The following is a 12,155-nucleotide window of genomic DNA, read 5'->3' as shown; positions in this document are numbered from 1 at the left end:
CTCACAATATACCTCGTTCATTTGTCAAAACGTGTAGTGTTCTAATTATAGGAAAGCATTTTTAATCTAGTAGATGTCATCCGGTTCATTATAATAATGAAATTCATCTTCTATCTTTCTATCACATTCGGTACAATACAGCCAATATCCAAATTCCCCTTCGACGGCATGTACGCCCTTATTACTTTGGCACATACAGAATTCACACTCTTTACTCATATACCTCACCCCTTCTATAGTTGTTTACCTGCTCCTGACTAGCTGCAGCTTGCTCCACTGCTAATTGGATTTCTCTTGTAGCTTCTCGTTCGGCAGACTCTCCTTCAACATCAATCATAAAGTCCCCCATCATCATGTTAAAATGAGATTTATGATTAGAATTAATAAAGATCTTTCTAAATACTTCAAAATAGATCTTATTCTGTTCTGGATTGCTATCTACATACAAATCATCGTTCACATGATGTGAACCATCGTTAGCCCAAGAAAGTAACGAATTACATACCACTTTATCCTCATCAGGAAACCCTTCAACAATTTCATTAACATCAACGTTCCTGAAGAACTTAAAGTAATTTTCTAATATCCTTCTCATAATATTTGGTGTTGTTATTGAATTAGGATTTTCCCGTAATTCTTTCCAAAGTAGTTCATATGAATTCTTAATGGGATTCTCTTCATACCAACTAATGCGAGATATATTACCAGTCTTCCTGATAATCCAAAATGTTTCATCAGGCTGCCTTTTATTACTCATGCTTTTATTGAAAGAAATTTCCTTATGGAAATAAACATTGTGGGTCAATATTATCAATTGTTTAAAGTTCGAATCTTTACTCCTTACCTTTTTCTTTAAATTATTTATCAGGTTGCTTACCATAAATAGTATATTGCTATCTAGGCTAGAAATCGGGTCATCAATCGCAACTACCCTTGCTGTATTTACTTTGTCCTGATCATTACTTCCATTAATAAGCTGATAGAAATAGAGGAAGGTAATAAAGGTTTTCTCTCCTTCACTTAACGTTTCGTTTGCATCTTCACCGCTTTCCCTTACAATCTTGTAATTACCCCGTTCATCAGATTCTGCTAACTGGAAATTTGTGAAACCAAATGATTTAAGAAGCGTATTAATTTCATTAATAGAAGGTAAAACGCTCGTAAGTTGATTTTGAAGTTCAATAGCCTCTTCTTCTAGCCCCTTTTTGTATTCCCCTTGTTGGACAATCCCCTTTTCCAGTCCATCAATAGCTCTATTCCCTTTTCTTAAATTACTTATGTAATATTCATTATTACTCTTGTTTTCTTCCACGATAAATCGCCATATATCTTTTACTAACCTTGCTTTTTCTGCTTTGATATTATCAATTACCCTATTTAATTCTGCTATTTGAATATTCGCCTTTTCAACCAATGATTTTATTTCCTCAACGTAACTTCTTATTGAACTTAACTCAACATTTCTACTTGGTTCATTTCCCTTCTTTTCAAGTAATTGAATATTTTCCTTATATGTTGAATTCATTATTTCAAATTGGGAAGCTACTTTCTCTTTATTAATAAAAGGTACGTCTTCAGCGATAAGAAATTGGATGCGTTCAAAAAAGCTAATCGTTTCTCCTTTATATTTTTCTATGGAGTAGTTGAGAGTTTGTATTTGTTCAGTGTATGTTTCATCAAAATACTCATCCAACTTTTCCTTAAAACCGATTGGTAGTTCTTGTTGGCAAAATGGACATATACTATCTGTTCCTTCTGTGTGTTTATGTCCTTGTTGCACCCAGTCACTGATGTTTAGCTTGGAAATCAATCTAGCAATATCTATATCTTTTTTACCTATAATTTTTGTTTGAAATATAGATTGTTCCTCTATGGAACTATCATAGTGAATTGTTGAAATTACTCCAACTTTTACTTGGGGGCCATTAAAGACAGAAGCTACTCTGCTTTTTAATTCTTCAAATGTAAACAGTTCATTGCTGTTATTTCCGGCTTCATCCAAACACCTTTCCATAAATCTCTCTCTATTATTACGAAGACCCGTGAATGCCTCTTTAAAAGTTTCATCATATTTTTGCTTTAAATCCCAACATTGATTTGTATAATTTGTTTTTAAGGTTTCTAACTGCCCTGTTCTTTGCTTTATGTTATTTTCTAAATTTCCAATCCGCCCCTGGTGTTTTTCAGCATCCTGCTTTTTTTGATCAATTAAAGCTAAAATCTCAGTAGATTCTTTGCCTAAAGTGAATATGCCTTTAATATCACTGCGTATATTGAAATTTTCCTCGACAAAATGCCTATTATAAACAAACATGTCAAAGTCAGTAACGCCTGGTTTCCATTCAATGCCACAAGAAGAAAACTTCTCTCTGTCTCTATTTCTTAACATCTCAGAAATAGTAGTCTTTCCTGTACCATTACTTCCATAAATGTAATTGATCTTACCCAAATTCACCTCAATTCCTGTAGAATCATAAGAAGCAACTTCCTTAATCCTAATCTTTTCTATCATTCTATCCCCCCGCCTTTTCCCTTTTCTAAAATATTTTGCCTGTTGTCAATTTCTATTTTACAGGAAAAGTTTTACAAACATAACTGGAACACTAAATATTCAAACATTTATTAACATTTTTCGACATTTTGGATACAGACAAAAGAGAATCCCAAATTGTACAGACATATTCCTTTAGTTTTTTTATTTTTTCATACATCATTCGAATCCTACCTCTATTTCAAAAGTCCCATCCCGTCTACTATGTCCCCATCAAAAGATTACGTTCCACCGCCCCTTCCCCTTCTCACTCCCCTCAACCCCTTCTCTCACAAGGGTCCACGCCCCTTTCAATACCCATTCCATTTTCTGTTATAGAATAATTACGTTCCCGCCTTTTTGCCAATTTTCTCCCAAAATTGTACCGATTTTGCATTGATTTTGATAAAAAAATTACGTTCCCAGAATAGACGAATACAGAGTAGATGATTGAGGACTTTCTGATTCTAATGAGTGAGGAAAAACACTGGAAAGGTTACCGATTCAATAGCGTGGGGTAACCAACTGAAAAGAACTGGAGTTAGACTGGACCCTTACTGGACAAGGAATTGGAGGAATACGGAATTGAAAAAAACGATTGGATTCGGATTGAATTTTGATTGAAAGTGGGATTGGATTACGATTGGAACCCTACCGAATTTCACACAAAAAAACCGAAGGTCTGCCGGGAAAAGTACCGGAAAACCTTCGGATTTGGAACATTATTTTTATTTAAGAACCGTTATCTTTATTTAAGGAACCTTAATTTTATATAGGGACACAACAAATTTAAGACATACTTTCCTTCTACTCAACCGTTACCGATTTAGCAAGGTTACGCGGTTTATCTACATCGCAGTCACGGTGCAGTGCTGCGTAGTAAGCAATTAATTGCATTGGAATGACAGAGATAAGTGGTGTTAATAATTCATGTACTTCTGGGATGACAAAGCTGTCTTCATCCATTTCAAGACCCTTCATCGAAATGATGCATGGGTTTGCTCCGCGGGCAACGACTTCTTTAACGTTTCCGCGAATACTTAGGTTGACACTTTCTTGGGTAGCAAGAGCAATGATCGGTGTACCTTCTTCAATTAAAGCGATGGTACCGTGCTTTAATTCGCCTCCGGCAAAACCTTCTGCTTGAATATAAGAAATTTCTTTCAGCTTCAAGGCACCTTCTAGGCAAACATAGTAGTCAACACCACGGCCAATGAAGAAAGCGTTACGAGTAACTGATAAAAATTCTCTTGAAATGTGCTCGAACAACTCTTTTGAATCACAAAGGACTTCCATTGCGTTAGCAATGATCCCAAGCTCATGAATCAGGTCAAAGTCAACGGCAATTCCTTGGCTTTTCGCTGTTACTTCAGCTAAAATAGCTAACACAGCTAATTGTGCAGTATAGGCTTTCGAAGAGGCAACCGCAATTTCAGGGCCGGCATGGAGCAATAGTGTATAATCAGCTTCACGCGATAAAGTTGATCCAGGAACATTGGTAATTGTTAATGTACGATAACCCATTTCCTTCACTTTCACAAGCACAGCACGGCTGTCAGCTGTTTCTCCACTTTGTGAGATAAAGATAAACAACGGCTTCTTCGTTAGAAGCGGCATATTGTAAACAAATTCACTGGCAATATGAACTTCAACAGGAAGCTTAGCCATATTTTCAATGAACTGTTTGCCAACAAGACCCGCGTGATACGAAGTCCCTGCTGCAATGATATACACTCGGTCAGATTCATTCATAGCAGTGATAATTGGTGGGTCAATTACTAATTGCCCTTGTTCATTTTGATATGTTTGGATGATTTTACGCATCACAAGCGGCTGCTCATCAATTTCCTTTAACATATAGTGTGGGTATGTGCCCTTTTCAATATCACTAGCATCAAGTTCTGCTGTATATGGCTCACGGTTAATGATGTCACCATTTAAATTTTGAATCGTTACATGATCCTTTGTCACAAGAACGATTTCTTTGTCCATAAGTTCTACGTATTGGTTTGTTACTTGTAGCATAGCCATCGCGTCACTTGCGACCACATTAAAATCAGTACCTAATCCAACAAGCAGCGGACTTTTATTTTTTGCAACATAAATGGTTTCACTGTTTTGTTCATCTAAAAGCGCAATCGCGTATGAACCGTGTAAAAGGGTCAATGTTTTGCGGAAAGCTTCGATCACCTCTAAGCCTTCGTTTACAAACAGCTCAATCAATTGAACAATGACTTCTGTATCTGTTTCACTGATAAAATCAACGTCTGTTAAATATTCACGCTTTAAAAGATCATAGTTTTCGATTACACCGTTGTGAACAAGGGTAAAGCGTCCGGTTGCACTTTGATGGGGATGAGAATTCACTTTGCTTGGTACCCCGTGTGTTGCCCAGCGGGTATGACCAATTCCGATATTCGCCATTACATCCTTATCAACGATCATGCGCAAATCCGCAATGCGGCCTTTTTCTTTAAAAACGTGAACGCCATTCTCATTCTTCACAGCTATCCCAGCGGAGTCATAGCCTCTATATTCAAGCTTCTCTAAGCCTTTTAATAAAATCTCTTTCGAGTCGTCCTGACCAATATATCCAACAATTCCACACATTTTTCTTGTTCCTCCCTAATACAGTGGGCAAGTTGCTTTCTGAGGGCAGTCTTGCCCCCTTATCTCTGTTTTTTTGTTAGGTATCTGTCTATACCTTTTTAAACATTACTGGTAGTATGCGCATTTTCCTCTCTTTGTGCACAGAGTTGCCTCTGTGTTTTAAAGACGAAATTTTCGGTTGTGCGTCTCCAACCGGGAGGTATCCGCCGAATTTTCGATAAACCTCCACCTCGTCAACTAATCTAACCACTGAAGATTAGTTCAGGCGCTTTTAAATACAGCTTCTCTCCTGCCCTCCTTTCAAAGGTAAAATGGTTCCATTTTGCTATTTAAACAGCATAGCAGATTAATTTTACATGATTTGTCAGTCGTCCGTCAACAAAAAAATAAACGGTAACACTTTTATTCAAAAACAATAATACATAATAAAATATGCATAAGGGACACTTTAAGTTCCCCTATGCATATTCATTAGATATTATTCTTTTAATTCCATCTCTTCTTTTACTACCGTAACAATGCGATCCACATAGGATGCACATAATTCTTCTGTTGCTGCTTCTGCCATGACACGGACAAGCGGTTCCGTTCCGGATGGACGGACAAGAATTCTCCCGTTTCCAGCCATTTCCGCTTCCACTTGTTCAATAATCTCTTTTACTTTTGAATTATCCGTCACATGATGTTTATCCGTGACTCTAACATTTACAAGCTTTTGCGGATACTTCTTCATTTCGCCGGCTAACTCTGATAAAGGCTTTCCGGTCGACTTCATAATATTGACTAATTGTATTCCTGATAATAGGCCGTCACCTGTTGTATTATAGTCTAAAAATATAATATGACCTGATTGTTCCCCGCCAAGATTAAAGCCGTTCTTCTTCATTTCTTCCACCACATAGCGGTCACCTACTGCTGTTGGTACACTATGGATGCTATGGGTTTCAAGGGCTTTATAAAAACCAAGATTGCTCATTACGGTTGAAACAATCGTACCGTGCTTTAAGCGGCCTTGTTCTTTCAGGTGCTTCCCACAAATGTACATGATCTGGTCGCCATCTACAATTGTTCCGTTTTCATCGATGGCAATTAAACGGTCGCCATCGCCATCAAAAGAAAGTCCGACATCTGCGCCTTTTTCTTTAACCAAAGCGGCCAATGCTTCGGGATGTGTAGATCCCACGCCTTCATTAATGTTTAAGCCATTAGGTGACGCGCCCATTGTAGACAAATCAGCATCTAAATCAGCAAACAAATGGCTGGCTAACGACGATGTTGCACCGTGTGCACAATCTAAGGCAACATGGATGCCTGAAAAATCTTCCTCAACCGTATTTTTCAAGTACTGCAGATACTTTTGCCCACCTTCAAAATAATCCATAACTTGACCAAGGTCTGCCCCCGTTGGCCGTGGCAGTTGATCTTCCGGTAAATCAATTAACGCTTCAATTTCATCCTCTTGTTCATCCGATAGCTTAAAACCATCCGGTCCGAAAAATTTAATTCCGTTATCCGCCACTGGATTATGTGAAGCAGAAATCATAACACCTGCTTGGGCTCCCAATGCTTTTGTCAAATATGCAACACCTGGAGTTGAGATAACTCCTACGCGCATTACCTCTGCACCAATAGAAAGTAAACCTGCAACAAGAGCTCCCTCAAGCATATGTCCTGATATGCGTGTATCACGGCCAATTAGTACCTTCGGACGATCCTTGTCCTTTGTTAATACATAACCGCCAAAGCGGCCTAATTTAAAGGCCATTTCAGGTGTTAATTCGCTATTCGCAACACCGCGTACCCCATCGGTACCGAAATATTTTCCCATTTTAAAAATCTCTCCTTCAACATATGAATTGCTGAATATTATGCATTATTTGTTATCGTAATTTTCGCAGATGATTTATCAGGTTTCCAATTAATATCGGACGGGCCTTCTACCTGTATTTTTACATCATGACTTCCTTCTATTAACCCTGACACGTCAATAAACACAGTAAAATCTTCTTGTCTTAGTCCCGCGACTGTACCGCTTGGACCGTTTACAACTAAACTAATCGTATGATTTGCCGGGTCATTTATATCCGCTTTATATTTATCCGGTAATCCCCGGACGTTTAATGGTATTCCTGAGACAGTTTTCTCTTCTTGCTTTTTGACTACTACCGTTGCTTTAACCGTTTGCGGGGTTACCTTTGTAATCCCGTTTGAGATGATGACAGGTAAAGTCAGTGTGGTATTTTCGGAAATTTTACTAAGATCCACTTCCACTCGGACACTTTCCGTATTTTTCAAAACCTCTTCATTCCCCATAATGGTCGCTTCTTTTTCATCCAGTTCAATTGACTCAATCGTGACGCCTGCTGGAGCTGTTCCTTTATTCACCACATTAATAGGAACCGTCTTGCTGTTACTTTTAATGGGAATTGTCACCTTAACTGTCTCTGGCTCGACGGTGACATTCAGCTTATTTAATACTTTGTCCAGTACCTGAATCCGGGCTTCCTTCGTCGTGGTTTCTGACAGTTTACTCTTTTCATCAAGCGTTGCCTTCACATAGGTAATCCGGTCGATAATATCTTTAGCACCTGTGACTCTCACCTTTTTAGGTTCGATAATTGGTGCTCCGGCCGAATAGCCGTCTTCAATTTGGCCTGAATTAATTTCGGCCTCTACTTTAAATTCCTTCGTAATCTTTTCTTGAATCGCCACATTTACACTGGCTGGTTTTATAGTCGCCTTCAGTTTATCTGATAAATCTCTTACTTTTATATTTACCTTTTGCTTGCCAATCTTGGCATTTGTTAAATCAACATAGACCTCAAAGTTCTTTAATGTCTTAGCAGATTGGACATGTGAAATAGGACCTTTGATCGTGATATCAACGGTATTAGGAATACCAGATACCACTAAATTTTCTACATCGTAATAAACCTTAACGGGCATAGCTTTGATCGTCTCTGTCGTTTGCTTACCCGGGACATTGACATCGGAAAAATTTTTTCCCTTAGATGACGGTACAGAAAAATATAACAAGACCGCCAACAACAAGGCAAGGATCTTTATAAACCATCGGTTATCCATCAGTTTATCCATTATTTTTCCCCCTCCAGTTCCAACGAGCTGAAGAAGCCTGTTTCGTTTTGTTTTGTATCACCATTTCCCTCGCAAGTATTTCTTTTAATTCCTCTAATTTTATATCTCGATGCAATTCGCCATTCTTTGTCAAAGAGATATTACCTGTTTCTTCCGATACGACAACTGTCACGCTGTCGGTAACTTCACTGATTCCTAATGCAGCGCGATGCCTCGTGCCCAGTTCCTTTGAAATAAACGGACTTTCGGATAAGGGAAGATAACATGCTGCTGCTGAAACATTACTTTTTTGAATAATTACCGCACCATCATGGAGCGGTGTATTTGGAATAAAGATATTAATGAGCAATTCTGAAGAAATATTAGAATTTAACTGGATACCCGTTTCTATGTAATCGCTCATACCTGTCTCTCGTTCAATTGAGATTAAAGCCCCAATTCGCCGCTTTGCCATATAATCCGTCGCCTTCACAATGGCTTCGACTGTTTTTTCCTGATTATCATCATCCTGCGTTCTACTGCTGGAAAAGAAACGCCCTCTTCCTAATTGCTCAAGTGCCCTTCTAAGCTCAGGCTGAAAGATAATGATAACGGCAAGAAATCCCCAATTTATGGCCTGCTGCATCATAAAGCTTAATGTCGTTAAGCCAAGCCACCCACCGACTACTCTGACAAGAAGAATAACGAGAATCCCTTTTAATAACTGAACAGCCTTCGTTCCTCTTATCACATTAATCAGTTTGTAAATGACATACCATACGAGGACAATATCAACAATACTAGCTAGATACTTCCATACAGTGAAATCAGCAAACTGCATTGTTCTTCCTCCGTAACTTTCTAAAAACTAATAATGGTGAATACAACCAATTTATTATAACACGAGTATTCCCATATCTAAAGCTATGGGTTTCCACGAAGCTTTTCGATCAATACATAACTGTTTAAAAAAACAAATCACTCGCAATAGAGTGATTTGTTTACTCATTAGTTTTCCGGCTGGTCAAAGACATCAATCACTTCTTGTGAGATCCGTTTCATTTGATACCAAATCCAGTCGAATACTTCATTCACTTCTTCAATTTGGCCTGTTACGTGCCCCGCTGAGGCTAGATACTTTTCACCATTAATGACTGTTGCATTACCTTGGATTTCGCCTTCTATTTTCAATTTTCCATTGTGAACAACGACATCACCCTTGACCGTTTCTCCCTTTGGAACGATGACCGTATTATTTTTAACAATCAAATTTTTTTGTTTCGAAACTGAAAACTCCCGATCCTGGCTCCAGGTGGAAAATAAACTTCCCATCATTAAAATTAAGAACACCGAGGCTGCGGCGAGCATAGGATGATTCCTTAACCAACGCTGCATCGAAACCTTTTTCTTTTCCTTCGGCAGACGTGCCAAAACATGGGCTGTAAAATCTGGGGGAGCCTGCATATGTGAAAGACTTTTGACAAAAGCAACGGTCTTTTTTAATTCATTAAAGATCATTTCACATTCTTTACAGCTTTGGAGGTGTTCCCTCAGTATTTGTTCCTCTTCAGGTTCAATTTCTTCATCTAAATATTCATGCATTAGTTCGATGATTTGTTCTGGACACATGTACGGTTCACCTCTTATCACACATAACGTAATTGTTTTCTTAACGCTTCTCGGCCACGGTGAATTCGCGTTTTTACCGTTCCGAGGGGCAAATCAAGAATTTCACTTATTTCATTTAAGGACAACTCTTCAATATATTTTAATACAATCGGGGATCGATATTTTTCCGGCAGTTTTAAAATTTCCTTCTGCACATTTTCATGCAGCTCTAAACTTTCTACTTCCGACTCCGGCAACGGTGTTTTAGAAGGAATCTGCGAATACATCGTTAACCCTTCTGTTCCTGCTACTTCTGCATCTAAATAATAATCCGGTTTCTTTTTTCGCATTCGATCAATACATAGATTTGTGGCAATCCGAAAAAGCCATGTAGAGAATTTTAAATTCTGATTAAAGGTTCTGATATTCACAAAGGCTCGGATAAATGCCTCCTGCGCCATGTCTTCTGCTTCATGCCGATTCCCAAGCATTCTGAAACATAGCTGATAGACACTATTTTTATATATTTCAACGATTTCACCATAGGCATCCTGATCTCCTTTGATGACTTGTTTTATTCTTTTTTTTACAATAGCTTCCATTAAATTTCCTCAGCTCCAATGCTGCTATACGATACTACGAATCGCTAGCGAAAAAGTTTCGTTTTGGGCGAAATCTTTCAATACCTATAATATTAACAAAAATTTACTATAGTTGGGTAATATAAGTTTAAAGTTTTTCCACATGGAGATACAGATAATACATTGGGGTGCATCTTTCATTTGCAGAAGTTTGCTCGTAAATGCAGAATAAAAATAGAATTGAGGTAATTAAAATGGGTAATCAATTTCGCGGATTAAAAGAAGAAATTGAAATTTGCCGAGACAAAATGGTTCGATTAGCATCTGAAACATCATTAAACAATAAACAAGTAATTGAAACGAGTCAAAGATTAGATCATTTATTAAATCAATTAACAGAAAAGTAAAGCAGCTGCATTGTTTTGAATACAGCTGCCGCTTTTTCCTATAAAAGTTTTTCACCGAATAGTGAGCCCATTAATCCAACTGCAACAGAAGCTGTCTTATTCTTTTCATCTAGAATTGGGTTTACTTCCACAAATTCTGCTGAAGTAATAATTTTTGCCTCTTCAAGCATTTCCATTGCCAAATGGCTTTCACGGTAGCTTATTCCGCCCATCACAGGTGTCCCAACGCCAGGACATTCACTTGGATCTAAACCATCCAAATCAAGCGACAAGTGTACGCCATCGGTTTTTTCCCTTAGGTAGGCAATGGTTTCTTCCATGACTTTCGCCATCCCCATTCGATCAATTTCGTGCATGGTATAGACTGTAATCCCTTTTTCTTTAATTAACACTCGCTCACCTTCATCAAGTGATCTTGCACCAATAATCACGACATTCTCAGGTTTAACTTTAGGAAAATAGCCGCCGATTTCTACTAATTTTGTGTGACCTAACCCAATGCTCGCTGCTAGCGGCATCCCATGAATGTTTCCCGAAGGGCTTGTCTCAGCCGTATTCAAATCACCATGAGCATCATACCAAATTACGCCAAGGTTCTTATAGTGCTTGGAGACACCAGCCAAGGTACCAATTGCAATACTATGGTCGCCGCCTAGTACTAGTGGAAATGAGCCTGATTGTACTGCTTCATCAACTTTTTCAGCAAGCATAGCAGTTTTTTCAGCTACTAAATCTAAATTCCTCAGGTTAGATTCTTGATCGACCACCACTTCCGGTCTCCCGATTGGAATATCACCTAAATCATGAATTTCATCAAATAGGGGTGTTAATCGTTCATTAATCCCCGCATAACGGATGGCGCTCGGCCCCATATCTACTCCTCGTCTCATCTGACCTAAATCCATCGGCATTCCAATAATTGATAGCTTCTTACTCATCGTGTGTATTCCCCCTAGCCCTTGATAAGTACTATTTTAACCGCTTTCATACAATTGACTCAACTCGACAAAATAATGTATATATATGCGTCGTTGAATTTGGATTGCAAATAACGACGATGCAGACGAACTGGTTCTATGTGACCGAAAAGACTTTGTTATTTAACAGTTGGTCACGTAGAAGGGCTCTACGTGACTGAATGGCTCTATTAATTAGAAAAAGGGCTCGTAGAAGGACTCTACGTGACCAAAAAGGTTCTTTCACTAAAAAAAGGTAACATACATGCATTGCCACGTCTTAGCATTACGTTAAAGAACTTTCCATATATCAAAATTAAAAAAGCCTTAAATCAGCAATCTGATTTAAGGCGAAATATGTAGTGTGATGGTGGAGCCTAGCGGGATC

At 38.4% G+C, this 12,155-nt stretch carries 10 protein-coding genes; 1 reads left to right on the top strand and 9 read right to left on the bottom strand.

The features are described 5' to 3' along the window. Positions 1-66: 66 nt before the first annotated feature. The 8 genes from BABA_RS27180 to sigW all read right to left on the bottom strand — a co-directional run bounded on the left by BABA_RS27180 (position 67) and on the right by sigW (position 10,425). Positions 67-219: a hypothetical protein gene (locus BABA_RS27180; protein WP_157273110.1), complete on the bottom strand. Its 153-nt coding sequence runs from the start codon at positions 217-219 to the stop codon at positions 67-69. Next, the gene (locus BABA_RS05105; RefSeq protein WP_007084071.1) at positions 212-2,512 is read right to left on the bottom strand and encodes an ATP-binding protein; all 2,301 of its coding nucleotides are present in this window, start codon (positions 2,510-2,512) and stop codon (positions 212-214) included. The genes BABA_RS27180 and BABA_RS05105 overlap by 8 nt, the downstream gene beginning before the upstream one ends. An 825-nt stretch (positions 2,513-3,337) precedes the next feature. Beyond that, positions 3,338-5,140 (bottom strand): glutamine--fructose-6-phosphate transaminase (isomerizing), encoded by a 1,803-nt coding sequence (glmS, locus tag BABA_RS05100; protein ID WP_007084070.1) that lies wholly within the window; start codon positions 5,138-5,140, stop codon positions 3,338-3,340. Between the two features lie 478 nt (positions 5,141-5,618). Beyond that, positions 5,619-6,968, bottom strand: a complete 1,350-nt coding sequence (gene glmM / locus BABA_RS05095; protein WP_007084069.1) for a phosphoglucosamine mutase — start codon at positions 6,966-6,968, stop codon at positions 5,619-5,621. Positions 6,969-7,006: 38 nt separating this feature from the next. After that, positions 7,007-8,236: a CdaR family protein gene (locus BABA_RS05090; protein ID WP_007084068.1), complete on the bottom strand. Its 1,230-nt coding sequence runs from the start codon at positions 8,234-8,236 to the stop codon at positions 7,007-7,009. Next, positions 8,229-9,056, bottom strand: coding sequence for a diadenylate cyclase CdaA (cdaA, locus tag BABA_RS05085; RefSeq protein ID WP_007084067.1), 828 nt, complete (start codon positions 9,054-9,056; stop codon positions 8,229-8,231). The genes BABA_RS05090 and cdaA overlap by 8 nt, the downstream gene beginning before the upstream one ends. 167 nt (positions 9,057-9,223) lie before the next feature. After that, a complete protein-coding gene (locus BABA_RS05080) occupies positions 9,224-9,844 on the bottom strand; it encodes an anti-sigma factor family protein (RefSeq protein ID WP_007084066.1) in 621 nt (206 codons plus the stop codon). A 17-nt stretch (positions 9,845-9,861) separates the two neighbouring features. Further along, positions 9,862-10,425, bottom strand: coding sequence for an RNA polymerase sigma factor SigW (sigW, locus tag BABA_RS05075; protein WP_007084065.1), 564 nt, complete (start codon positions 10,423-10,425; stop codon positions 9,862-9,864). A gap of 233 nt (positions 10,426-10,658) precedes the next feature. On the opposite strand from sigW, the gene BABA_RS05070 reads away from it, so the two are divergent. Further along, the gene (locus tag BABA_RS05070; RefSeq protein WP_157273109.1) at positions 10,659-10,811 is read left to right on the top strand and encodes an aspartyl-phosphate phosphatase Spo0E family protein; all 153 of its coding nucleotides are present in this window, start codon (positions 10,659-10,661) and stop codon (positions 10,809-10,811) included. A gap of 38 nt (positions 10,812-10,849) precedes the next feature. On the opposite strand, the gene rocF is transcribed toward BABA_RS05070, so the two are convergent. Then, the gene (gene rocF / locus BABA_RS05065) at positions 10,850-11,749 is read right to left on the bottom strand and encodes an arginase (protein WP_007084063.1); all 900 of its coding nucleotides are present in this window, start codon (positions 11,747-11,749) and stop codon (positions 10,850-10,852) included. Between the last annotated feature and the right edge of the window lie 406 nt (positions 11,750-12,155).

Origin of the sequence: Neobacillus bataviensis LMG 21833, assembly GCF_000307875.1 — a bacterium.
GTDB lineage: Bacteria > Bacillota > Bacilli > Bacillales > Cytobacillaceae > Neobacillus > Neobacillus bataviensis.
The sequence above is the reverse complement of the archived record's forward strand: the minus strand, read 5'-3'. Positions and strand labels throughout refer to the sequence as shown.

Bases quoted from the DNA above. Each gene is read 5' to 3' on its own strand.
- BABA_RS27180 (WP_157273110.1), bottom strand. From the start codon at position 219: ATGAGTAAAGAGTGTGAATTCTGTATGTGCCAAAGTAATAAGGGCGTA.
- BABA_RS05105 (WP_007084071.1), bottom strand. From the start codon at position 2,512: ATGATAGAAAAGATTAGGATTAAGGAAGTTGCTTCTTATGATTCTACA.
- glmS (WP_007084070.1), bottom strand. From the start codon at position 5,140: ATGTGTGGAATTGTTGGATATATTGGTCAGGACGACTCGAAAGAGATT.
- glmM (WP_007084069.1), bottom strand. From the start codon at position 6,968: ATGGGAAAATATTTCGGTACCGATGGGGTACGCGGTGTTGCGAATAGC.
- BABA_RS05090 (WP_007084068.1), bottom strand. From the start codon at position 8,236: ATGGATAAACTGATGGATAACCGATGGTTTATAAAGATCCTTGCCTTG.
- cdaA (WP_007084067.1), bottom strand. From the start codon at position 9,056: ATGCAGTTTGCTGATTTCACTGTATGGAAGTATCTAGCTAGTATTGTT.
- BABA_RS05080 (WP_007084066.1), bottom strand. From the start codon at position 9,844: ATGTGTCCAGAACAAATCATCGAACTAATGCATGAATATTTAGATGAA.
- sigW (WP_007084065.1), bottom strand. From the start codon at position 10,425: ATGGAAGCTATTGTAAAAAAAAGAATAAAACAAGTCATCAAAGGAGAT.
- BABA_RS05070 (WP_157273109.1), top strand. From the start codon at position 10,659: ATGGGTAATCAATTTCGCGGATTAAAAGAAGAAATTGAAATTTGCCGA.
- rocF (WP_007084063.1), bottom strand. From the start codon at position 11,749: ATGAGTAAGAAGCTATCAATTATTGGAATGCCGATGGATTTAGGTCAG.